General features: G+C 72.8%; 22 protein-coding genes. 17 read left to right on the forward strand and 5 right to left on the reverse strand.

What is annotated here, in order from left to right; all coding sequences use genetic code 11:
• Positions 1-131: 131 nt before the first annotated feature.
• The 9 genes from U8525_RS09835 (at position 132) to U8525_RS09875 (ending at position 8,632) form a co-directional block, all read left to right on the forward strand.
• Positions 132-947 carry an AAA family ATPase gene (locus tag U8525_RS09835; RefSeq protein ID WP_374264081.1) on the forward strand — a complete coding sequence of 272 codons (816 nt, stop codon included), beginning with the start codon at positions 132-134 and terminating at the stop codon, positions 945-947.
• A 144-nt stretch (positions 948-1,091) separates the two neighbouring features.
• Positions 1,092-3,374, forward strand: coding sequence for a hydrogen gas-evolving membrane-bound hydrogenase subunit E (gene mbhE, locus U8525_RS09840; RefSeq protein WP_374264083.1), 2,283 nt, complete (start codon positions 1,092-1,094; stop codon positions 3,372-3,374).
• A gap of 4 nt (positions 3,375-3,378) precedes the next feature.
• Positions 3,379-3,822: an MnhB domain-containing protein gene (locus U8525_RS09845; protein WP_374264085.1), complete on the forward strand. Its 444-nt coding sequence runs from the start codon at positions 3,379-3,381 to the stop codon at positions 3,820-3,822.
• On the forward strand, positions 3,819-4,187 hold the full coding sequence (locus U8525_RS09850) for a sodium:proton antiporter (protein ID WP_374264087.1): 369 nt from the start codon (positions 3,819-3,821) through the stop codon (positions 4,185-4,187). The genes U8525_RS09845 and U8525_RS09850 overlap by 4 nt, the downstream gene beginning before the upstream one ends.
• Positions 4,187-5,554: a complex I subunit 5 family protein gene (locus U8525_RS09855; RefSeq protein WP_374264089.1), complete on the forward strand. Its 1,368-nt coding sequence runs from the start codon at positions 4,187-4,189 to the stop codon at positions 5,552-5,554. Before U8525_RS09850 ends, U8525_RS09855 begins: the two co-directional genes overlap by 1 nt.
• Positions 5,551-6,048, forward strand: a complete 498-nt coding sequence (locus U8525_RS09860) for a Na+/H+ antiporter subunit E (protein WP_374264091.1) — start codon at positions 5,551-5,553, stop codon at positions 6,046-6,048. The genes U8525_RS09855 and U8525_RS09860 overlap by 4 nt, the downstream gene beginning before the upstream one ends.
• A 14-nt stretch (positions 6,049-6,062) precedes the next feature.
• The gene (locus U8525_RS09865) at positions 6,063-6,353 is read left to right on the forward strand and encodes a monovalent cation/H+ antiporter complex subunit F (RefSeq protein WP_374264093.1); all 291 of its coding nucleotides are present in this window, start codon (positions 6,063-6,065) and stop codon (positions 6,351-6,353) included.
• Positions 6,350-6,709: a cation:proton antiporter gene (locus U8525_RS09870; protein ID WP_374264094.1), complete on the forward strand. Its 360-nt coding sequence runs from the start codon at positions 6,350-6,352 to the stop codon at positions 6,707-6,709. Before U8525_RS09865 ends, U8525_RS09870 begins: the two co-directional genes overlap by 4 nt.
• Before the next feature lie 129 nt (positions 6,710-6,838).
• Positions 6,839-8,632 (forward strand): thiamine pyrophosphate-requiring protein, encoded by a 1,794-nt coding sequence (locus tag U8525_RS09875; RefSeq protein WP_374264096.1) that lies wholly within the window; start codon positions 6,839-6,841, stop codon positions 8,630-8,632.
• Positions 8,633-8,642: 10 nt separating this feature from the next.
• Here the strand turns inward: U8525_RS09875 and U8525_RS09880 are convergent, their stop codons facing one another.
• The 5 genes from U8525_RS09880 to U8525_RS09900 all read right to left on the reverse strand — a co-directional run bounded on the left by U8525_RS09880 (position 8,643) and on the right by U8525_RS09900 (position 14,205).
• Positions 8,643-11,045 (reverse strand): ABC transporter permease, encoded by a 2,403-nt coding sequence (locus U8525_RS09880; RefSeq protein WP_374264098.1) that lies wholly within the window; start codon positions 11,043-11,045, stop codon positions 8,643-8,645.
• 83 nt (positions 11,046-11,128) lie between these two features.
• Complete coding sequence (locus tag U8525_RS09885; protein WP_374264100.1) at positions 11,129-11,632, reverse strand: hypothetical protein; 504 nt, start codon at positions 11,630-11,632, stop codon at positions 11,129-11,131.
• Between the two features lie 3 nt (positions 11,633-11,635).
• Entirely contained in the window at positions 11,636-12,574 is a 939-nt protein-coding gene (locus tag U8525_RS09890; protein WP_374264102.1) for a proline dehydrogenase family protein, read from the reverse strand.
• 37 nt (positions 12,575-12,611) lie between these two features.
• Positions 12,612-13,490: an alpha/beta fold hydrolase gene (locus U8525_RS09895; RefSeq protein WP_374264104.1), complete on the reverse strand. Its 879-nt coding sequence runs from the start codon at positions 13,488-13,490 to the stop codon at positions 12,612-12,614.
• On the reverse strand, positions 13,483-14,205 hold the full coding sequence (locus U8525_RS09900) for a lysophospholipid acyltransferase family protein (protein WP_374264106.1): 723 nt from the start codon (positions 14,203-14,205) through the stop codon (positions 13,483-13,485). The genes U8525_RS09895 and U8525_RS09900 overlap by 8 nt, the downstream gene beginning before the upstream one ends.
• Before the next feature lie 174 nt (positions 14,206-14,379).
• Between U8525_RS09900 and U8525_RS09905 the strand changes: the two genes are divergently transcribed.
• The 8 genes from U8525_RS09905 to U8525_RS09940 all read left to right on the forward strand — a co-directional run bounded on the left by U8525_RS09905 (position 14,380) and on the right by U8525_RS09940 (position 23,041).
• Positions 14,380-14,877 carry a hemerythrin domain-containing protein gene (locus tag U8525_RS09905; RefSeq protein WP_374264108.1) on the forward strand — a complete coding sequence of 166 codons (498 nt, stop codon included), beginning with the start codon at positions 14,380-14,382 and terminating at the stop codon, positions 14,875-14,877.
• Positions 14,878-15,057: 180 nt separating this feature from the next.
• Complete coding sequence (locus U8525_RS09910) at positions 15,058-15,573, forward strand: cell wall protein (protein ID WP_374264110.1); 516 nt, start codon at positions 15,058-15,060, stop codon at positions 15,571-15,573.
• Between the two features lie 146 nt (positions 15,574-15,719).
• Entirely contained in the window at positions 15,720-16,583 is an 864-nt protein-coding gene (locus U8525_RS09915) for a tryptophan 2,3-dioxygenase (RefSeq protein WP_374264112.1), read from the forward strand.
• A gap of 127 nt (positions 16,584-16,710) precedes the next feature.
• Positions 16,711-16,887 (forward strand): hypothetical protein, encoded by a 177-nt coding sequence (locus tag U8525_RS09920; protein ID WP_374264114.1) that lies wholly within the window; start codon positions 16,711-16,713, stop codon positions 16,885-16,887.
• Between the two features lie 124 nt (positions 16,888-17,011).
• Positions 17,012-17,572, forward strand: coding sequence for a Uma2 family endonuclease (locus U8525_RS09925; RefSeq protein ID WP_374264116.1), 561 nt, complete (start codon positions 17,012-17,014; stop codon positions 17,570-17,572).
• A 13-nt stretch (positions 17,573-17,585) separates the two neighbouring features.
• Positions 17,586-18,713, forward strand: a complete 1,128-nt coding sequence (locus U8525_RS09930) for a hypothetical protein (RefSeq protein WP_374264118.1) — start codon at positions 17,586-17,588, stop codon at positions 18,711-18,713.
• A 98-nt stretch (positions 18,714-18,811) separates the two neighbouring features.
• Positions 18,812-21,442 (forward strand): hypothetical protein, encoded by a 2,631-nt coding sequence (locus tag U8525_RS09935; protein WP_374264120.1) that lies wholly within the window; start codon positions 18,812-18,814, stop codon positions 21,440-21,442.
• Positions 21,443-21,580: 138 nt separating this feature from the next.
• Positions 21,581-23,041 (forward strand): response regulator, encoded by a 1,461-nt coding sequence (locus U8525_RS09940; protein ID WP_374264122.1) that lies wholly within the window; start codon positions 21,581-21,583, stop codon positions 23,039-23,041.
• Positions 23,042-23,059: the final 18 nt, after the last annotated feature.

The raw sequence follows: 23,059 nt of genomic DNA on the forward strand, positions 1-23,059 counted from the left end.
AGAGGGGCATGGGTCCGGGCGGAGCCATGGACGGCCCCTGGGGGGAGGCCGCTAGGCTCCTGGCTGTGATTGCTTCCGTCCGCTTCGAGCACTTCCGGTGCCTGCATCGCGTGCAGCTCGCCTTGGAGCCAATGACCGTCCTGGTGGGGCCGTCCGCATCGGGGAAGACCTCGGTGCTGGAGGGGCTCCAGCACCAGCTGGCCTATGAGCCGTCGGACTTCTGGCGGCGGGACGAGTCGCGCCCGCTGTCCATCGAGTGGACCTACGCGCACGGCGACCGCACGTGCGTGGAGTATCCGTTCAGCGTGATGGACACGCTGCCCGGCCAGGGCCACTCCACGCAGCAGCTGTCGTTGAGCCTGGAGGCGCTGCGCGGGGGCGGCTCGTCCGCGAAGGCGACGTGGCTGGAGCGCAAGGGCGGCAACCTCGCGAGCGTCTTCGCGGCGCTGCCCATGGCCACGCGCGAGGTGATTTCGCGGGAGCTGGCGAAGCGCGTGCCGTCGCTGTCGGAGGTGGACGTGGCGCGAGACCTGGAGGACCGCTCCTTCCGGCTGCGCTTCCGCGACCGCTGGAGCCCGGACGTGTGGTTCGGCCCCGACTACGTGTCGGACGGGGTGCTGTGGCTGCTCGCGTTCCTGGTGCTGCCCTACCAGCGCCCGCTGCCGGAGCTGCTCACGCTGGACGAGCCGGAGCGCGCCCTGCACCCGGGGCTGGTGCGAGAGGTGCTGGAGCTGCTGCGCGCCATGACGCGCGGCGAGTCCACGGGGGGCCAGCCGGTGCAGGTGGTGCTGGCCACGCACTCGCCGGACCTGCTGGAGCACGTGCGCCCGGAGGAGGTGCGCCTGCTGTCGCGAGACCCCGCGGACGGCTCCGCGCGCGTGCAGCCCGTGCCCGCCACCGCGCTCCACTGGCGGCGCGAGTGCCGGGAGCTGCTGGACTCGCTGTAGCCCCGGGCCCTGGCGCGGGCCGGGCTGTGTCCACCAGCGCACGGCCCCTGCTCCTCGAGTGACCGCGGGGTGACGCTCCGCGCGCGGGGCTGACGGTTGTGTGCCTGCGTCGGCGGGCCACTCCTAACGTGGGCCTCTCCGCCCATGCCCCTCCTCCTGCCCCTCCTCCTGGCCCTGGCGTGCGCGCCGCTCGCCTATGTCGCGGGCCGGTGGCGTCCGGGCGCCGCGGCCTGGATGGGCGCGCTGGGGGCGCTCGCCGCGCTGGGGGCGCTGGTCCATGAATGGACGACGCAGGCGCCCACGCGCCTCGTGCTCCCCTGGGCCCCCGCCTGGGGCCTGTCCCTGGAGCTCACCCGCGACGGCCTGTCCGGCCTCTATGCCGCGCTGGCGCTCGGCATCGGCGCGCTCGTGGTCCTGTACTCGCGCGCGTACATGCCGCACCACCTGGCCGAGGAGCGCCGGCCCCCGGGCGACGAGGTCCGCTTCCAGGGGCTCCTCCTCGCGTTCATGGCCGCCATGGTGCTGCTGGTCACCGTGGATGACCTGCTGCTGCTCTTCGTGGCGCTGGACCTCACCACCATCATCTCCTACCTGCTCATCGGCTTCGACCGAGAGGACCCCGAGTCGCGCGCCGCCGCGCTCCTGTCGCTGGTGCTCACCGGCGCCACCTCCATCGTCTTCTTCGCCGGCGCCCTCACGCTGGGCCTCCAGTACGACACCTTCTCCCTGCCGCTCGTCATCGAGCGCGCCGCGCACCACCCCGCGTCCACCGGCGCGCTCGTGTGCCTGGCCGTGGGCGCGCTGGGCAAGAGCGCGCAGGTGCCGTTCCACTTCTGGCTCCCGCGCGCCATGGCCGCGCCCACGCCCGTGTCCTCGTACCTGCACTCGGCAGCCATGGTGGCCGCGGGCGTCTTCCTCCTCCAGCGCCTCTACCCCCTGTTCGCCCCGGCCACGGCCGTGCGCGACGGCCTGCTCGCCATCGGCTTCCTGTCCCTGGGCATGGGCAGCCTCATGGCCCTGGTGGCGGATCCGTTCAAGCGCGTGCTCGCGTACTCCACCATCGCGCAGTACGGCTACGCGCTGGTGCTGGTGGCGCTGGGCTCCGAGGGCGCGCCGCTCTACGTCGCCGCCCACGCCCCCTGCAAGGCCGCCCTGTTCCTCACCGCGGGCGCCGTCACCCAGGTCACCGGGAAGAAGAAGCTGTCGGAGGTCGGGGGCCTGCGCCACTCGCTCCCCGTGCTCGCGGGCGCCAGCGCCGTCGCGGCGGCGGGGCTCGCCGCGGTGCCCTTCACCGAGGGCTTCTTCAAGGACGAGGTCTTCTTCCACGCGCTCGTCCAGCGGGGCCCCGCGTTCATGGCGGCCGGGCTCGTGGGCGCGGGCATGACGCTCGCGTACACGCTGCGCCTGTGGTGGGGCCTCTTCGGCGGCCCGCGCCGCGCCGCGCCCGCCGCGCCCGCGCTGCTCGTGGCGCCCGTCGTCGTGCTCGCCGCGGGCATCCTCCTGGGCGGCGTGGTGCCGGGGCTCCTGGTGCCGCCCGCGCGCGCCGCCGCCGCCGCGATGCTCGGCAGGCCCTCCACGCTGGAGCTGGCGTACCACCTCGACGCGCGCGCGGAGAACCTGCTCGCCGCGGGGGCCTGGGCCCTGGGCGCGCTGCTCTTCGCCACGCGCCGCGCGTGGACGCCCGCGCTCTCCCGCGCGCTGGAGGTCGCGTCCCACGCGGGCGCCGAGCGCGGCTACCGCCTGCTCCTGTACCAGCTGGACCGCCTGTCCACGTGGCTGCACGAGCGGGAGGTGCGCGACCTGCGCGACCGCGTGGCGTCCGTGCTGGTGCCTACGGGGCTGCTGGGCCTGGCGGTGCTGGGCGTGACGCCGCTGCGCGACCGCTTCCACGTGGGCACGGTGGGCGGGGCGGACGTGACGCTGGTGATGGCGCTCGCCTTCGCGTCCGCCGCCGCGCTGGCCACGCTGCGCGCGAAGGGACACCTGGTGCTGGTGCTGCTCATCTCCTGCGTGGGCTTCAGCCTGGCCATGGTGTTCGCCTTCGCCGCCGCCCCCGACGTGGCCCTCACCTCCGTGCTGGTGGAGACCACCTTCACGCTGCTCTTCGCGGGCCTCCTGGCCCTGCTCCCCAGCGCCCGCCTCCAGCGCGCCCAGGACGAGGCGCAGAACCCGCGCGGCCGCGACCGGCTGGCGGCGGCGGTCGCGGGCGCGAGCGCCTTCCTCCTGAGCTGGAGCGCCCTGTCCCACCTCCAGGCCGAGCGCGTGGGGGCGCGCACGGTGCAGCTGGCGGACGCCGCGCACTCCCCCAACGTCGTCGCCGCGGTGCTCACGGACTTCCGCGGCCTGGACACCGTGGGGGAGATGAGCGTGGTGGTGGCGGCGCTGCTGGGCGTCACCAGCCTCCTGAGCCTGAAGGGGAGGCGCTGACGCGATGATCTCCTTCGTCCCACCCCTGTCGCGCCTGCTGCTGTGGCCGTCGCTGATCATCGCGCTGTCGCTCTGGCTGAAGGGCGGCGCGGCGGCGGGCGGCGGCTTCCCGGCCGGGGCGCTCGCGGGGCTCGCGGTGCTGTTGCAGTACGTGACGGCGGGCCGCGACCAGGCCCGGCGCTACGCGGCGGTGCGGTACGCGGCGCCGCTGGCGGGCGTGGGGCTGCTGCTCGTGGTGGGCACCGCGTTCCTGCCCGTGCTCGCGGGCTACGCGCCCATGAGCCTCTTCCCCCGCCCGGAGCAGCCGGAGGTGGGCGTGGGGGGCCTCCACCTGCACACCGCGCTCATCTTCGAGGGAGGGCTGATGCTCATCGTCTTCGGGCTGGTGGTCACCGTCATCGACCGCTTCACCCTGCGCACCGGCGCGGAGGAGGGGGCCGGGCCATGACCCTCATCGCGTCCCTGGTGGTGGGCCTGCTGTTCGCCTGCGGCGTGCGCATGGTGCTGGAGCGCGAGCTGGTGCGCGTGGCGTGCGGCACGGTGCTCATCACCAACTCCAGCATCCTGCTCATCGTCGCGGGCTCCTTCCCGGAGCGGGGCGAGGCGCTGGACGTGCGGCCCGGCTGGCCGGTGACGGACCCGGTGCTCCAGTCGCTGGCGCTCACGGCCATCGTCATCGGCTTCGCGGTGTCCGCGCTGCTGCTCACGCTGGTGCACCGCACGCAGCGGGCGCACGGCTCGCTGCGCACGGACCGGCTGGTGGAGGCGGAGCTCCAGCGCGTGCACGCCGTGGAGCAGGAGGAGGGCCGCTGATGCCGCTCTGGGGACCGCTGCTCCTGCCGTGGGTGCTGGGCGCGGTGCTGGCGTTCCTGGACGGGCGCCGCGCGTGGGTGGCGTGGCTGGCCATCGCGGGGCTCGCGGGCACCCTGGGCTGCACGGTGTGGCTGCTGCCCCAGGCCTGGAGCGCCCAGGCCCCCCAGTTCGTCACGGGGGACTGGCCGGTGGGCGTGGGCATCCGCCTGCGCGCGGATCAGCTCTCCATCGTGTTCGCGCTGGTGTCCACGGCGGTGCTGCTGGGCACGCTCGTGTACGAGCACGTGGCCGGCGGCATCACGTCGCGCAGCTTCCCCGCGCTGGTGGTCTTCATGGGCGCGGGGCTCACGGGGGTGTTCTTCACCTCGGACGCGTTCAACTTCTACGTCTTCTTCGAGCTGGCGATGACGGCCGCGTTCGGGCTGGCGTCCTACGGCGAGCAGCCCCGGAACCTGCGCGCCGCGTTCACCTTCGTGGTGGTGAACCTGATGGGGTCCACGCTGTTCCTCACGGCGGTGGTGATGCTGTACCTGACCACCGGCACCCTGGACATGCTGTCCATCATCGCGTGGGGCCAGGCGGGGCCGCCGTTCGCGCTGCTCGTGCCGGGGACGCTGCTCCTGTGCGCGTTCGGGGTGAAGCTGGGCTTCTTCCCGTTCCACTTCTGGGCGCCGGCGGTCTACCGCGACGCGGGCCCCACGGTGGCGGCGCTGCTCGCCGGGGCGCTGGCGAACATCGGCAGCTATGGGCTGCTGCGCTTCGGCGCGGACGTGCTGCCGCAGGTGCTGGCGCAGTCCCGGCCGCTGCTGGAGATATTGGGCGCGGCGAGCATCCTCTACGGCTCCGTGCTGGCGCTCTCCCGGCGGGACACGCGCGAGGTGCTGGCCTACGCGTCCATCACGCAGGCGGGGCTCATCATCACCGCGCTCGGCCTGGGGGGCCACGAGGGCCTGTGCGCGGCGGTGGCGCTGGCGCTGGCGGGCTCCGTGGACAAGACGGCGCTGTTCCTGGCGCAGGACCGGGGCGGCGAGCGGGCCCGCCGGGCCTACTCGGTGGCGGCCTTCAGCACGGCGGGCGTGCCGCCCACCGCGGGCTTCTGGTCCAAGGCGTGGCTGCTGCGCGCGGCGCTGGAGCAGGGGCACGTGGCGCTCGCGGGGCTGGTGGTCCTGGCGAGCGCCCTGTCGCTCCTGGCCCTCTTCCGCGCCTACCAGCGCGAGCGGTGGCTCAGGGAGGGCGCGGCCCTGCACCGGGGCACGGGCGCGGTGGTGTACGCGCTGTCCCTGGCGCTCATCGCCGTGGGCCTCTGGCCGGAGCCGCTGCTGCGCGCGGGGCTCGACGCCGTCCAGGGCCTGGGGACGGTGCCATGAGCCTCCGCCTCCTCGCGCACACGCTGTCCTTGGCGCTGCTGTACGCGCTGATGGTGGGCAGCTTCCACCCGGTGGACCTCGCGCTGGGCGCCGCGCTGGCCCTGGGCGTGATGCGCCTGTTCCCCGCGGTGGGCCTGCCCCGGGGCCCGAGCGCGCGCGAGCACTGGCGGCGCGCGCTGCACCTGCCGCGCTTCGGCTGGGCCCTGGCCGTGCTGGTGACGCGGAGCTGCTTCCACGTCCTCACGGTCATCTTCGGCCCCGCGGACCGCGCGAGCCACGCGGGCGTGGTGGACGTCCCCATGGGCGAGCGCACCGCGCGCGGCGTGCAGGTGTCCTCGTGGGCGATGTCCCTGTCCCCGGGCACGGTGCTGCTGGAGCTGGACTGGGAGCGGCGCGTGATGCGCATGCACGCGCTGGACGCCTCGGAGCCCGCCAGGCTCGTCCAGCAGCAGGACGACTTCTATCGGCGCTACCAGCGCGCGGTGTTCCCGTAGGGAGGCGGCCGGCGATGCACGAGACCTTCTTCACCCTGGCCATCGTGTGGATGGTGGGCCTCCTGGGCACGCTGGTGCTGCTGGCCTCGCGCCAGCGCTCCGCCGCGGACGTGCTCATGTCCGTGGACACGCTCGGCCTGGTCATCTGCGCGGTGCTGGCGCTGTACGGCGCCACGCGCGGCGAGGCCGGCTACCTGGACGCGGCCCTGGTGCTGGCCCTGCTCTCCTACGTGCAGACCGTGGCCGGCGCCCGCTACCTGCACCACGGCCGCGCCTTCCACGACGAGGAGGACGCCCGGCGATGACGGCCGCCCTCCTCCAGTGGGTGGCCGACGGCCTGGTGGCGCTGGGCCTGCTCTTCATCACCGCCGCCATCATCGGTATGTACCGCCTGCCGTCGGTGCTCACGCGCGTGCACGCGGCGGGCGCGGTGCCCTTCGGCGGGGCGCTGGTCATCATCGGCGCCACGCTGGCGACGGCGGACGGCTGGCTGCTCGCCCGGGGGCTGCTCGTCGCCGCGTTCCTGATGCTCACCATCCCCAGCTCCGCCCACGCCATCGCGTGGCTGGCGGAGAAGCGGCCGGAGCTCGCCCACGACAAGGCCCGGCGCGGCCGGCCTGGAGCGGAGGCTCGGGCGCCGGAGCCTCCCGGCCCCCGCTAGCCGCCCGCACGCGGGCCCGCTCACGGACGGGCGGAACGGGCACCCGGCCGCCTCCGGACTCCCGGGACCCTGGCGGTCACCAGCTTGATGCGCGAGGGACCTCCACCCCCCTGCCCGGGAGCCTCGCGCATGAGCGCCACTGTCAGCGACTATCTCATCTACCGCCTCATCCAGTGGGGGGTGCGCCGCATCTACGGCTACCCGGGCGACGGCATCAACGGCGTGATGGGCGCGCTGGGGCGCACCTCGGAGATGAGGTTCGTGCAGGTCCGCCACGAGGAGATGGCCGCCTTCGCCGCCTGCGCGCACGCGAAGTTCACCGGCGACGTGGGCGTGTGCATGGCCACCTCCGGCCCGGGCGCCGTCCACCTGCTCAACGGCCTCTACGACGCGAAGCTGGACCACCAGCCCGTGGTGGCCATCGTGGGCCAGCAGGCGCGCACGGCCCTGGGCGGCCACTACCAGCAGGAGGTGGACCTCACCACCCTCTTCAAGGACGTGGCCAGCGAGTACGTCACCATGGTGACCGCGCCCTCCGCCATCCGGCACGCGCTGGACCGCGCCGTGCGCATCGCCCGGTGCGAGCGCACCGTGACGTGTCTGGTGTTGCCCAATGACTTGCAGGAGCAGCCCTACGAACCGCCCCCGCGCAAGCACGGCACCGTGCACTCCAGCGTGGGCTACGCCTCCCCGCGCGTGCTCCCCCAGGACGCGGACCTGCGCCGCGCCGCGGACGTCCTCAACGCCGGCAAGCGGGTGGCGATGCTGGTGGGCGCGGGCGCCCTCAACGCGGCGGATGAGGTGCTGGAGGTCGCGGACCGGCTGGGCGCGGGCGTGGCCAAGGCGCTGCTGGGCAAGGCGGTGCTGCCGGACGCGCTGCCCTTCGTGACGGGCTCCATCGGCCTGCTGGGCACGAAGCCGAGCTGGGACCTGATGCAGGAGTGCGACACGCTGCTGATGGTGGGGACCCGCTTCCCCTACGCGGAGTTCCTCCCGCCCGAGGGCCAGGCGCGCGGCGTCCAGATCGACCTGGACGGCCGGATGCTCTCCATCCGCTACCCCATGGAGGTGGGGCTCGTCGGCGACGCGAGGGAGACGCTGCGCGCGCTGCTCCCCCAGCTCGAGCGCAAGGAGGACCGCGGCTGGCGCGAGGGGGTGGAGAGGGGCGTGGCGCGCTGGTGGAAGGTGCTGGAGGCGCGCGCCATGGACGACGCGAACCCCCTCAACCCGCAGCGCGTGTTCTGGGAGCTGTCTCCGAAGCTGCCGGAGGGGGTCATCCTCACGGCGGACTCGGGCAGCTCCACCAGCTGGTTCGCGCGCGACCTGAAGGTGCGCAAGGGGATGATGGCCTCGCTGTCCGGCAACCTGGCCACCATGGGCTGCGGCATGCCCTACGCGCTGGGCGCGAAGTTCGCGTTCCCGCACCGGCCGGTGCTCGCGGTGGTGGGCGACGGCGCCATGCAGATGAATGGCAACGCGGAGCTCATCACCGTGGCGAAGTACTGGAGGGAGTGGAAGGACCCGCGCCTCATCGTCCTGGTGCTCAACAACCGCGACCTGAACCAGGTGACGTGGGAGCAGCGCGTGATGGAGGGCGACCCGAAGTACGCCGCGTCCCAGGACCTGCCGGACTTCCCCTACGCGAAGTACGCCGAGTCCCTGGGCCTCAGGGGCCTCCGCGTGGACCGGCCGGACCGGCTCGCCGCCGCGTGGGATGACGCGCTGGCCTCCGACCGGCCCGTGGTCTTCGAGGCCTATACGGATCCGGACGTGCCGCCCCTGCCGCCGCACATCACCGTGGAGCAGGCGAAGATGTTCGCCTCCGCCGTCGTGAAGGGCGACGTGGACGCGGGCGGCTTCCTCAAGCAGTCCATGAAGGAGATGGTGGAGACCCTGCTCCCCCACAAGGGCAACAGGTCCTGACGCGGGGCCCTCACGCGTCCTGGCGCAGGGCCTCGGCGGGGGAGACGCGCGTGGCGGCGCGCGCGGGCAGCCCGCTCGCCGCCAGCGCCGTGAGGAGCAGCAGCGCGGGGGCTCCCACGAAGATGACCGGGTCCAGGGGCGTGACGCCAAAGAGCATCGCGGAGAGCGCCCGGGCCAGCAGCCCGGCGCAGGCCAGGCCCACGGCGAGCCCCAGCCCCGTGAGCCGCAGCCCCTGCGCCATGACCAGCCGGAGCAGCCCCCGCGGCGTCGCGCCCAGCGCGCTCCGGATGCCCAGCTCGCGCGTCCGCTGCGTCACCCAGAAGGCCAGCAGCCCATACAACCCCACCGAGGCCAGGACCGCGCCCAGCAGCGCGAACGCCGTCAGCAGCCCGCCAATCACGCGCACCCGCTCGGAGCTGGCCTCCACCACGCGGTCCAGCGGGCGGACGTCGAGCAGCCGCAGGTTCGGATCCGCCGCGCGGACCTCCTCGCGCAGCAGCGCCAGCAGCCGGGGCGCGGGCAGCGAGGACCTCACCGCCAGGTGCAGGCTCTTGCGCAGGTCCTGCCCCAGCGGGACGTAGAGGTCTCCCGTCGGGGCCACGGAGACGCGCTCCATGGGCACGTCCCCGACGACGCCGATGACCTCCCGGGGCGCGGCGTCCCTGTCCAGCTGGAGCCGGGCGCCCACGGGGTCCCGGCCCGGCAGCTGCCGGCGCGCGAAGGCCTCGCTGACCACCACCACGGGGGGACGGCCCGCCGTGTCCCCGTCCCCCATGAGGCGGCCCCGCTTCAGGGGGATGCCCATCGCCCGGAAGGCGCCCGCGCTGGCGGGCACGTACCCGGCCCGGGGCGGGGTCCCGGAGGGCGGCGGCGCCCCCGCGACCTGGAAGCCCACGTTCTCGCGCCAGACCTCGCCGGTGAGGGGAAGGGCCCCCGTGAGGCCCGCCGCGTCCACGCCGGCCAGCGCCTCCAGCCGCGCGGTGAGCGCCCGGGCCACGAGCGCGGCCTGGGCCTCGTCCGGGAACTTCTCCACCGGGAAGAACACCTCCGCCACCGTGACCCGCCGGGGCTCGAAGCCCAGCGGCACGGCCTGGAGCTTCCACAGCGTGCGGAGCATGAGGCCCGACCCCACCAGCGGCACCAGCGCCAGGGCGAGCTGCGCGACGACCAGCGCCGAGCGCGTCCAGCCCAACGACGTCGCGCCTCGCCCCGCGCGCGTCATCGGCGCGAGCGCGGCCCGCGCCTCCCCGCGCGACGCGTGGAGCGCCGGCAGCAGCCCCACCAGCACCGCCGTCACCAGGGACACGCTCGCCGTGAGGCCGAGCATGAAGGGCTCGAGCCCCGGCCCTGACTCCAGCGAGGCCGGGACGAAGGTCTGGAGCAGCCCCTGCCCCCAGAGCGCGAGCAGCAGCCCGCCCACGCCGCCGAACAGGGCCCGGACCCCGCTCTCCACGAACACCTGCCGGACCAGCTGCCACCGGGTCGCGCCCAGCGCGATGCGCACCGCCAGCTCATGCATCCGCGCGCTGCCCCGCGCGAGCAGCAGGTTCGTGAGGTTCGCGCACCCCAGCAGCAACAGCAGCACCGCGACGCCCGTCACGACCTGGAGCTGGGAGCGGGACTGCTCGACGAGGTACGCATGGAGGGGCTCCACCAGCACGCCCACCCGGGGCTCGCCCGGGACGGCGCCGGCCTCCAGCGTGCGCGGGAGCAGCTCCGCGCGGGCCTGCTCCACGGACACGCCCGGGCGCAGCCGTCCCACGACGCGCAGCACGTTTCCCCTGTCCCGGGAGGCCTCCAGCGCGAGGGGCTTCCACGCCTCCACCTCCGGCTCGAAGTGGAAGGACTCCGGCAGCACGCCCACGATGACGTGGGGCACGTCGTCCAGCAGGAGGTGCTGGCCCAGCGCGGCGGGGTCCGCGCCGTACAGGCGCCGCCACAGCGCGTGCGTCAGCACGACCGCGTGGTCGCGGCCGGGGACCTCCTCCTCCGGCTCCCAGAACCTCCCCAGCGCGGGCCGGACCCCCAGCATGGACATCAGCCCGGCGGAGCCCCGGCCCACGCTCAGCCGGCCCTCCAGCCCCGCTCCGCCCAGGAGCTGCTTCTCCACGCGGACGCCTTCGATGTCGGAGAAGCTCCGGGTCCCCTCCCGCCACGCGCGCCACACCGGAGCGCTCACCCGGGTGCGGTCCTTGTGGGGGCCCGCCCCCGCCCCCGGCGTCGTCGCCTGGAAGAGGCGCACCAGCTGCTCCGCCTCCGGGTACGGCAGGGGCTGCCAGAGCACCGGATACACGACGCTGAAGACCGCCGTGGTCGCGCCGATGGTGAGCGCGAGCGTCGCCACGACGACCGCGGTGAAGAGCTTCTCCCGGGCCATCGAGCGCAACGCGCGCCGGACTTCGAGCAAGGGCATGGACCTGTCAGGGGTGGGGGATGAGCACGCGCGTGAAGCAACGAGGATGCCACGCACGGCCTTCCCCTGCCGGGCGGCTCACGTCACCCCGGCGCCTGACCGGAGGTGGGAACGGCCGTCCCACTTCTGGGAACCGCCTGCCTCGTGAGCCAGCGCATCGTCGCCTCGGTGACCACGCCGAACAGGGCCGTCTGCGCGAACAGCCAGGCGTGCTCCGCGCGCGTCCAGGTGCTCTCCGCGGCCGTCGCCTGGAAGAGGGGGAACGCCATCCGCTCGAACCCCAGCACGCCCCCTCCCAGCAGCGCCCCGCTGGCGACGAGGGGCCACCCCGGCAGGCGCCTCCGCGCCAGGCCCCAGCCCATCCCCAGCAGGGGGCCATAGCCCGCGCGCAGCGCGAAGGCCCAGTCCGCCGCCTCGCGCCGGGACAGCTTCCGTCCGAGCAGCCGGCTCAGCACGTGCCGCGCGATGTTTCGCGCGGAGTAGGGCGGCGGGTGGCCCAGCGAGGCATTGCGCACGGCGACCAGCACGCCCAGGGCGCCGGTGCCCACGGCCCCGGCGACATACGCCGCGGCGTATGGATTCCTCATGGCCTATCCCTTCATCAGGTTGCGCATCACGAACCACAGGTTGGCCGGGCGCTCCGCCAGCCGGCGCATGAAATAGGGATACCAGTGCTTCCCATACGGGACATAGACACGCACCGGGTGGCCCGCCTTCGCCAGCTGCTCCTGGAGGTCGCGCCGGATGCCATACAGCATCTGGAATTCGAAGGCGCCCTTGGGCAGCTGCTGGCGCGCGGCGTACGCCAGCGTGGCGTCAATCATCCGCTCATCATGCGTGGCGATGCCGTGATACACGCCGCTGTCCAGGAGGATGCGCATGCAGCGCACGTAGCTCGCGTCCACGTCCTGCTTGTCCGGGAAGGCCACGTCGGGACCCTCCAGGTAGGCCCCCTTGCACAGCCGGACGCGGACGCGCTCCGCGCACAGGGCCTTCGCGTCCTCCTCCGTGCGCCGCAAGTAGCTCTGGAGCACCGCGCCCACGTGCCGCTCGCCGAACTCCGAGTGCAAGCTCCGCACGATGTCCAGGGTCGCCTGCGTGACGGCGCTCTCCTCCATGTCCACGCGCACGAACGAGTCCCGCGCCGTCGCGTCCGCGACCACCGCCCGCGCGTTCTGGAGCGCCAGGCTCCGGTCGAACAACAGCCCGCACTGCGTGAGCTTCAGCGACACGCTGGCCTTCACGCCCACCTGGTCGATGCGCGCCAGCAGCCGCAGGTACTGTTTCACCTCGTCGCGCGCCTCCTGGGGCGAGCGCACCGCTTCGTTGAGGTGGTCGAAGCTGGCCATCAACCCCTTCGCCGTGAGGGCGCGCGCCGCGTCCACCGCCTCCTCCAGCGTCTCCCCCGCGATGAAGCGCGCCGCCAGCTGGCGAAAGGGTTTGAGCCGCGTGGCCACGTCCTTGAGGTTGGACTGACGCGACAGGAACAGCAGCGCGGAGCGGGACAGGTGATCCGAGGCCGTGGTCATGTGGATGCGCTCCCCCGCCGCTAGAGATGACGCCTGCTCAGTCCGGGTGCCGCGCGAGGAAGTCGGACACGCTCGCGTTGAACGCTTCCGGGTGGCTCATGTACGGCAGGTGACTGGCTGTCTCCAGGAACTCCAGCCGGGCGCCCGGCACGTGCGCCGCCACGTCGCGCGCGGCGGCCGGGGGCACCAGCAGGTCGCGCCCGCCCTCGATGATGAGCGTGGGCACGCGCAGCTCCCGCAGCCGGTGCAGGAAGTCCGCGGCCAGGATGTCGCGCAGCCGCCGCATCAGCTCCAGCGACGACAGGCGGCGGGCCTCGCGCACGATCTCGGCCCGCCCCTCCGGCGGCAGCCACCGGCCCCCCAGCACGCGCGCCGCCGTGGGCGCGAACACATACGCCAGCGGCCGGGGCGCCCGCACCAGCGTGGACAGCGTCAACGCCAGCCGCCGCACCCGGCGCACGCTGGCCACCGGCGACACCAGCACCAGCGCCTTCACCCGCTGGGGGTGCTCCAACGCATACGCGATGGACAGCAGGCTGCCGTAGGACGACCCCAGCAACGCGAAGCGCTCCGGCAGCCCCGCCTCCGGGTGGTTGAGCACGGACAGGTTCCACTGGAGCGGCGTATGGGTCGCGGGCGTCTTCAGGGGCGGCGTCCACAACAGGAGGTTCCACGCCTGCGCCAATGGCTCCATGGGCGCGAAGGACCGGCCACTGGCCCCCAGCCCCGGAAGACAGACCACCGTGCGTGATACATCCCTGTTGCCCTGGGGAAAGGTGAACAGCCGCACCGGCGTGCCCCGGACGAGCCGCTCCTCGCAGTCCAGCCGCTCATAGCCGCGCTGGATGTCTTCCACGTCCGGCACCAGCGGCGGCACGCGGTCCGTCCGGGATGCGACGGTGGGAGCATCAAGCATGGCAGGCCCTCAACAGCAGGCGCCGGACGCTGGCGGCCACGCGGTCGCGGAAGGCCCGCACGCGCGACTCCGGCGCGCCCGACGGCGGCGGTTCATGCGGTTCACCCACGGCGAAGGTCAACTGGACCGGCAGCGGCAGGGGCCCCAATCCCATCACCAACGGCATGCGATATTTGTCCTCCGCGGCCAGGCGCACACACCACCGGTCCTCGTCCGGAGGCCAGAAGAAGGTGTCATCCACCCCGAAGCCGGCGAAGGGCACCACCGGCACCCCGGCCTGCATGGCCAACCGGACGAAGCCCAGCGCGCGCTCCCACCGCAGGCGGTAGCGGCCCTGACTGCGTTTGAAGGTCTCCCGCGCGCCGCCCGGATAACAGACGACGAGCTGGCCCTCCTGGAGCGCGCGGAGCGCGTTCTCCGGCGTCCCCTCCACCCCGCCCAGCCAGGGCAGCACCGTGCGCACGAGGGGAATCTTGAAGAACCCCCGCTCCGCCAGCCCCCGCGGATAGCGCCCCGTGGCCTGGTGCAGGAGGTGGAAGAAGGCGGGGGTCTCGTATCCCCAGACACCGTGATTGCCCACGAGCAGCAGCGGGCCCTGTCTGTGCAGATGTTCAGCTCCCATCAGTCGGGCGCGGTGGTAGCGCGCGGACAGGGCGGCGCCGCCCTCCGCGAAACGGAACACCGCCTGCCGGACGCTGACGAGTGGGTTTGCCACGGTGGAGGCAAGATGCAGCCGCCCCTGGCCGGGGGCACCCTGGCGCCAGGCGGCCGGGCAGGGGCTCCACCGCCGCCGTCACCGGAGAAGGGCATGCACGCCAGCAGGCTGCCTTTCAGGGCGGAAGGAGGGGTGCGGTTGTCCGCTCTCGGGGCCGTGTCGATGCTTGGGGACATGGCCGGCCCTTTCGACATCCTCCTGCAACAACACCGCGAGCTGGAGGAGCTGCTGGAGCGGCTGGCCTCGGAGCAGGACGCGGAGGAGCTGGCGTCCGGTCAGGAGTCCCTGGCCCGCCTGCTGAGACTGCACTCCCGCCTGGAGGAGCGCTGCATCCAGCCGCTCCTGACGCGCGTGGAGGGCCGCGCGCGCGCCCGCGAGGAGGCCGAGGACCACCTCACCCTGCGGGAGCTGATGGAGGAATTGCAGGAGCTGACGCCGCGCGGCGCCGACTGGCAGGCGCGCCTCTTCACGCTGTCGGACCAGGTCGTGGCGCACGTGCAGGCCACCGAGCATGGGGTGCTCCCCCGCCTGTCCGCGTCCCTCGACTCGGATGAACTGGAGGAACTGGGACACGACCTCGCACTGACGTGCGAGGAGCTGCTGGAGCGCTCGCAACACCCCCCTGCTCCCAGTCGCGGAGCGGTGTTGGAACCCCTGCATTGGGACGCGTGAGAGGTGGCTGAAAGCGCCGCCGAGGCCTATTTCCCGGGCCTTTCCCGCCTGCTGATACGCAGTGGCGTCACAACTTTTTATCGCTTCCTTCGACAAATGCCTTTCTGGAAGGTATTGGTAGTCCGGCGTGCCGGTTCACGCCAAGGCAATGCTCCCCCCTTAAACCGAGGATTGTTCGAAATGTCAGTTGACAAGGCGTTCCGCGAGATGATTCGCAACGAGATTGAAGTCCAGCTCAAGCCCCTGCGCGACGTGGTGTCTCGTCTGGAGTCGGGCACGGCGGACCTGGATGCGCTGCGCAGCGTGGCCGAGCGGCTGGCGCCCCTGGCGCAGGTGGTGGGGCCCCTCTTCGGCGCGAGCGCGCCCGCGGCGGGCAAGGCGGGGCGTCGTCCCGCGGGTCGTCCGGCCCGCGTGGTGAGCGCGCCGGTGGCGGCGGGCGGCAAGCGCCGGGGCCGCAAGCCGGCGGCGGTGGATGGCGGCGCCCGTGAGTGCGCCATCAAGGGCTGCGGCAAGCCCAGCCGCACCAAGGGCTACTGCGCCGCGCACTACCAGAAGCTGCGCATGCTGGAGAAGACCAACCGCCGTCCGGCGGAGTGGGCGGACTACGCCAACCCCAACAGCGTGGAGGACATCAAGCTGCCGCGTGGCCGCGCCGCCTCCAAGGCGCTGGCGGAAGCCGCTCAGCGGAACGCCTGAGTTCTCCGCAGTCGCAGTCGCAGTCAGTGGCCCCGGCCCGGGCAGAGGTGGACCGCGTTCTTCCGTCGGGAAGCACGTGGCTGGATTGACCGCGCGGAGGATGTGCTTGCGCCGCGAGGGGGTTGGTGTGCATGAGTGCCCGGGCCATGAACAAACGCGACCTGGAGCCTGGAATCGTCACGGACCTCGCGGGACGGACGACCTATGGCGATTACCTGCAACTGGACCGCCTCCTGTCCGCGCAGGTCCCCCGCTCGCAGCCGCCGCATCACGACGAGCTGCTGTTCATCGTCCAGCACCAGACGAGCGAGCTGTGGATGAAGCTGCTCATCCATGAGCTGTCCGCCTGCATCCGCTACATCCAGGCGGACCGGCTGGAGCCGTCCTTCAAGATCTTCGCGCGCGTCGCGCACATCCAGCGGATGCTCTTCGAGCAGTGGAGCGTGCTGGAGACGCTCACGCCCAACGAGTACCTGGAGTTCCGCGACACGCTGGGCCACGCGTCCGGCTTCCAGAGCTTCCAGTACCGGGCGCTGGAGTTCCTTTTGGGCAACAAGGATGAGGCGGCGCTGGGGCCCTTCCGGCACGTGCAGGGCGTGCACGCGGAGCTGGAGCGCCTGCTGGAGTCGCCGGGCATCTACGACGAGTTCCTGCGCCACCTGGCGCGCATGGGCCACGACATCCCCAGAAGCCACGTGGAGCGCGACTGGCGTCAGCCGTATGAGAAGAGCGCCCAGGTGATGGAGGTGTTCCGTCGCATCTACGAGGACACCGAGAAGCACTGGGACGCGTATGAGATGTGCGAGAAGCTGGTGGACACGGAGGAGCGGTTCCAGCTCTGGCGCTACCGTCACATGATGACGGTGATGCGCATCATCGGCTTCAAGCAGGGCACGGGCGGCTCGTCGGGCGTGGGCTTCCTGCGCAAGGCGCTGGACCTGCGCTTCTTCCCGGAGCTGTGGGACGTGCGCACCGCGCTGACGCCGCCCGCGAAGCCCCGGGGCCCCTGAGGCCCCTTCGTCGTGCCCGCTTGTGTCCCCGCATGCTCCGCGGGCCGGCGGGGGCGGGGTGCCCGCCGGGGCGCGGGCTCCCTAGCTTGGGAGAGGCCAAACCCTCTCAACGCGCGAAGGAGCGGACATGGGTGAGCACGACAGCCCCCGGAAGGAACCGCAGCTTCCGGAAGACGAACAGGAGAACAAGCGTCAGGCGGGAGACCGCCCCATCCCCACGCCCGGCCACATCGGCAACCTGCCTGACAACGGCCCCGGCCCGGGTGGCATTGGAGTCAAGCTGCCCGAGGGCGGCGGTGACTGAGTGAAACATTCGGAAATGTTTCAGGCCGGGGGCTTCCGGGGCTCCCGGCCGCCGGGGTACATGCGTCAGACGGGCATGAGAGTGTCCGGGCATGGTCCTACCTGATAGGTTCCTCGTCCCAGAGATGACCCGAAAGCCCGCCACCTACGCCGACCTGGAAGCGCTCCCCTCGAACCAAGTGGGGGAGCTCGTGAACGGGGAGCTGCACGTGAGCCCCCGGCCGGCGGCGCGGCATGCGCTCGCGGCGTCGCATCTGGGCGGAGAGCTTCATGGTCCCTTCGACCGGGGCCGGGGTGGACCCGGAGGTTGGATCCTCCTCACCGAGCCGGAGCTGCATCTGGGAAGGGACGTCCTGGTGCCGGACCTCGCGGGTTGGCGCCGGGAGCGGATGCCCCGGGTGCCCGATGTCGTGGGCTTCACCCTGGCGCCGGACTGGCTGTGCGAGGTGCTGTCCCCCTCCACGTCGCGGCTGGACCGGTTCCGGAAGCTGCCCGTCTATGCCCGGGAGGGCGTCAGGCACGTCTGGTTGGTGGATCCACTCCAGTACACGCTGGAGGTCTTCCGGCTGGAGGGCAGCCACTACCTGCTGGTGGGGACCCATGAGGACGCGGAGACCGTCCACGCGGAGCCATTCGAGGCGCTCGCGCTGGAACTTCGCGTCTTGTGGGAGGACCTCGCGGAGTAGGCTTCGCGGCACCATGTCCGTGTCCGCCGGAGTGACGCTGCTCTTCGAACAGGCCCACATCCTCTGCTACCGCACGTTCGACATCGCGGAGGAGATAGACCTGGAGCGCGCGCGCAGGGCGCTGACGGAGGACTCGCGCCGGCTGAAGCTGTCGCGCGAGAACAGCCAGTACATCCAACTGCCCAACCCGCCCGTGGCCTATGAGCTGGGCCGCAGGCCGCTCGCGCTGCGCGGCGGCCCCGTCACGGTGGACGTCACCGCGCGCCTGTTCGACCACGGCGCCGCGTCCATCATCCTGCGCGTGCCCGTCGCGTTTGGCACCACCTGGGAGGCGCTCACCCAGGTCGCGGACGAGCTCTATGACAGCGAGGCGCTGGAGGACCTGGCGCGGGAGCTGGTGGAGGGCGTGCGCCGCACCATCGCCGCCGCCGTGCAGGGGCCGCACCTCTGGGAGCAGAGCGAGAGCTACACCGTCATCTTCGCCGAGCGCATCCAGGGCCACCCGTCCGCGGAGGAGCTGTTCCAGAGCGCGGACATCGCGCGGCTGCTCCTGGGGGAGAGCACCGCCGCGGCGCTCGCGCCACGCGAGCGCGAGGCCGTCACCCAGGTGCGCTTCAGCTACACCTCCCATGACCTGGTCGTCGTGGACTGGAACAGCGCGTTCGTCTACGAGCCGTCCGGCTCGCGCGACATCCCGGACCTGTTGGAGATCGCCAACGCGCAGCTCCTGGAGTTCCGCTACTACGACGAGCGGCTGGACAAGCACATCGCGCGCATCCACGACGAGGTGCAGGCGCGCAAGCCCGGCTGGCTCGCGCTGTTCCGCAGCCCGTACCGCAACCTCGCGCGCGAGACGCTGGGCACGCTCGTGGACCTCAACGAGTTCGTGGAGCGGGTGGAGAACAGCCTGAAGATCATCGGCGACTTCTACCTGGCCAAGGTCTACGAGGGCGCCGTGCGCCGCCTGCGCATCCCCGCGTGGCAGGCCTCCGTCACGCGCAAGCAACAGCTGCTCGCGCAGACCTATGGCCTGCTCAAGGGCGAGGTCGACATCGACCGGTCGCACATCCTGGAGGTGATGATCGTCGCGCTGATCATCCTGGAGATCGTCCTCGCCGTCGGCCGCGTGGTCTCCCCCTGACGGGGGCGTCTTCCAGGAAATGAGAGCCTGACGGAACTTCCGCGCCGGTCCGTCCGATACCTCCTGTTCAAGAGTCCCTTCGACGACGGGAGCGGCACATGGCGGTCAACGGCTCGGGCAACCCACCGGTCTCCAACTCCAGCGCGGCGGACGCGGCACGCCGGGCGGCGGAGGCCGCGGCGAAGGCGGCCGCCGAGGCGGCGCGCAAGGCGGCGGAGGCGGCGGCCAGGGCGGCCGCCAGGGCGGCCGCCAACACCGTGAAGCACGCCACCCCGGGCACCTCGGGCTTCGACGCGGCGAAGGCGGACGCGCGCAAGCCCCGGCTGGACGCGGGCGCGGCGCCCGCCACGTCGCTGCTGACCGAGGACACCCGCGACGGCAGCGTCAACTGCCTGGACCTCGCGGCGGACTGGGTGGAGACGGCCAGCCCCCAGCTGCGCGCGCGCAGTGAGCTGGTGTTCCTGAAGGACGCGCGCCCCGGCGCGGAAGGACGGACGGGGCACGTGGTGGTGCGCCAGGGCGAGCGCGTCTTCGACCCCGCCACCCAGCAGGGCTACGCGTCGCTGGCGGACTACCAGCGCGCGCAGCCGCAGTACCAGCCGGTGGGCTCGCTGCCCGCGACGCAGGCGGCGCGCATCTTCTCCACGCCCCCAGGCTCCCCGGAGCGCCAGGCCGCGCTCGCGCAGGCGAAGGTGGCGCCCTCGCTCCAGGAGATGCTGGTGGCGGACGCGCCCGTGGAGGGCGCCGGCACGTCCGCCACGGCGGCCACCGGAGCGCGCGCGCTGAACCCGGAGTCCGTGGCCCAGGCGCAGGCCTGCTACGAGCAGCTCCAGCAGGCCCACTCCCTGGGCCAGCCCTACCAGGCCGCGGAGATGTTGAAGGCGCACGCGGACGACCCGGACTTCCAGGCCGCCTTCATCGGCCTGCTGGCCGAGGGCGGCTCGGACAGCGTGCTGCAGAACGTGGTCACGGGCATGGAGGGGCTCTTCATCAACACCAACGGCGAGTTCCGGGGCACCGAGGAGCAGCGCCAGGCGTTGATCCACGGCCTCCAGGCGGCGCTCGACGCGGGCACGCTCACCCAGGCGGACCTCCAGGCGATGAGCCAGGCCTCGCCGTATGTCTGGGAGCCGGTGCTGGCGGCGCTGGACGTGACGCCCGCCCAGCGGCCGGAGGGCGCGGACGCGGCGCTCGCCGCGGTGGAGGGCGCCACCTCCGACTACGAGAAGGCGCTGGAGGAGGCCCGGAAGAAGGACGAGTGGCTGGCCCAGCAGCTCGCGGGCCTGGGCGACACGCTCACCCCCGAGCAGAAGCAGGCGTACATCGACGCGTTCCGCAACGACCCGGAGAACAAGGGCGTCTACGACCAGTTGGAGGCGGCGGGGGAGAAGCTCGCCCAGGTCGTGAAGGACAACGCCGCCGTGCTGGAGGCCGCCGCGTACGCGAACCCCGAGAAGGACGGGGCCGTGCTGCGCAAGGGGCTGGAGCTGCTCGCGGACTCGCCCCACGCGGCCGTGGCCGTGGAGCTGGGCGCCAGGTACCTGGCGGACCCCACGAGCCCCATGGGCCAGCTGGCCGCGGGCTGGGGCGAGGACTTCGCGAAGAAGATCCTCGAGACGGGCGTCCCCAACGCGGCCTCGCAGCTGCTGGCGACGCAGGACCCGGACGCGGCGCTGGCGCAGCTGGAGGCGCTGCTCGACCCGCTGAAGAAGGCGGGCGGGGCGGGGGCCTCCGCGTTCGCGGACATCAAGGACGGCCTGGAGGCCATCAAGCTGGCGCGGGCGGGCAACTTCGACCGGCTCCAGCAGCTCGCGGGCAAGTGGGACAAGGCCAGCCCGCTCCTCAGGGGCCTGACGGTGGCGGGCATCGCCTTCGGCGCGGTGGGGGCCATCCAGGCGGGGAGGGAGGGCGACTTCCTGGGGGTGGTGAAGAACCTGGCGAGCGCGGGCGAGAGCGGCGCGCGGCTCACCGCCAGCGTCCTCCAGTCCATGGCCCTCGCGGGGAACGTGGCGCAGGGCGCGTCCTTCGCGGCGAAGCTGGCGCCGGCGCTGGGGCTGGTGGCCAACGCGGCGTCGCTGGGGCTGCACCTCAACCAGTTCGTGCAGGACAACAACCCGGGCTACCTCGTGGCCGCGCTGGGCGACGCGGTGAGCGCGCTGGGCAGCGCGCTGGAGCTGACGCCGGCGGCGCCCGTGGGCCTGCTCATCAACGGCATCGGCGCGGCCATCACCGTCATCGGCGAGCTGACCGCGGGCATCTTCGAGGCCGGCAAGCTGGACGACGCGCGCAAGAAGTACCTGGAGGCCATCGGCGTCGACCCCGCGCTCAGCGCGACGCTGCGCGACGCGGACGGCGAGCGCATCCAGGAGCTCACGCAGGAGCTGGGCATCCCGCCGGAGGACGTGCAGCGGCTGGCCCAGCAGTACCCGTGGCTGCTCACCGAGGGCACGCACAACGGCCTGAGCCTGGACGCCACGGTGAAGATGCTCCAGGCCTACGGCATCTCGGGCCACGAGGCCTACGCGCTCCTGTCCACCATGGGCGCCGGCAACGCGGACCCCGAGCACAGCACCCTCGTGGTGCTGATGAACCTGGCGCGCGAGGCGAGCTGGGCGCAGACGCCGGAGGACTTCGACCGCATCCTCGACACCCTGAAGCAGACGCTCCCGGAGCACGCGTCCACCCTCGACGCGCTGCTCAGGGCCGGGCAGGAGCACCGCGCGGGGTAGGGCGCGCGCCGGACCGTCCGAAGGGAGGAGGCCGCCGTCGGATTGTGGGACGTGGGGCGGCGGGGCCGCGCGTGAGGGGTTCGCGGGGGGCGGGGTTGCGCTACGCTCCACCGCTGGGCGTGTGACGGAGGCTGCCGCGTGAGTGCATCGAGTCCCCTCTTCGGTGATCTGCTGCTCAAGCTGGGCGTCGTCACGCCGGGGCAGGTGCAGGAGGCGCTCGCGCTGCAGGCCCTCACCGGCCAGCGCGTGGGGGAGGCGCTCATCTCCCTGGGCTACGTGTCGCGCGAGCAGATTCAGGACGCGTTGGGAGAGGCCCTGGGCTTGAACCACGAGAAGGGGCCCGCGCAGCCCCCCCTGGGCGAGCTGCTGGTGGGGCTCAAGTACGTGTCGCTCGCGCAGCTGGATGAGGCCCTGGCGCGGCAGCGGCGCGACGGGCGGCGGCTGGGGGAGATCCTCGTCGAGCTGGGCCACTGCACGTACAAGCAGATCTACGAAGCGCTGGGCGTGCAGAACCGCATCGTCGGCCGGCAGGACCTGCCGCGCCCCACGACGGAGGGCCGCCGCCGCGTGGTGGTGGTGGACGACAGCCCCCTGGCGTGCGCGTTCGTGCAGGAGGGGCTGGTGGCGCTGGGCTACGAGGTCCTCTGCTTCCAGGACCCCTACGAGGCGCTGGAGGGCCTGGGGCGGCTACAGCCGGCCATCGTGCTGAGCGACCTGGAGATGCCGGGGCTGGACGGCGTGGAGCTGTGCCGGCGGCTGAAGGAGGGCCCGCGCAGCGCCATCCCCGTCATCATGCTCACCGCCAACGACCGCGAGGCGGAGCGCGTGCGCGGCCTGCGCGCGGGCGCGGACGACTACGTGAACAAGTCCGCGTCCCTGGACGAGCTGGCGGCGCGCATCGAGAGCGTGGTGCGCCGCACGGACGAGACGGAGCGCATGCGCCGGCTGTTCGCGCGCTACACGTCCGACGCGGTGGTGGAGGAGATCCTCAAGAGCGCGGACGCGGCGGTGCTCGCCGGCGAGAAGCGCGAGGTGACCGTGCTGTTCGCGGACATCCGCAACTTCACCGGCCTGGCGGAGAGCCTCCCGCCCGAGCAGGTGGTGGCGGTGCTTAACCAGGTGCTGGGCCGGCTGTCGGACGCGGTGCTCACCTGCGGCGGCACGCTGGACAAGTTCCTGGGCGACGGGCTGATGGCCGTCTTCGGCGCGCCGGTGGGCCGCCCGGACGACGCGCTCCGGGGCCTCCAGTGCGCGAAGATGATGATGGAGGCCGTGGCGGAGCTGCGCGCCGTGGCGGAGGCCGAGTGGGTGGCCCTCGGCCGCGAGGGCCGGCCCCTGGTGCTGGAGCTGGGCGTGGGGCTGAACTCGGGCGTGGTGGTGTCCGGCAACATCGGCGGCGCGATGCGGGCCGAGTACACCTGCATCGGCGACGCGGTGAACGTGGCCGCGCGGCTGTGCGCGCTGGCCGGGCCGGGGGAGATCCTGGTGGGCGAGCGCACGCGCGAGCTGGTGGACGCCAACGAGAACGCCTTCGAGGACCTGCCGCCGGTGCGCTTGAAGGGCAAGCAGCAGCCGGTGCCGCTTTACCGCGCCCTCTGACGCGATAGGGTGGGCGGG

The sequence above is a fragment of the Corallococcus sp. RDP092CA genome (assembly GCF_041903675.1).
In the GTDB taxonomy this organism is placed as follows: Bacteria; Myxococcota; Myxococcia; order Myxococcales; family Myxococcaceae; genus Corallococcus.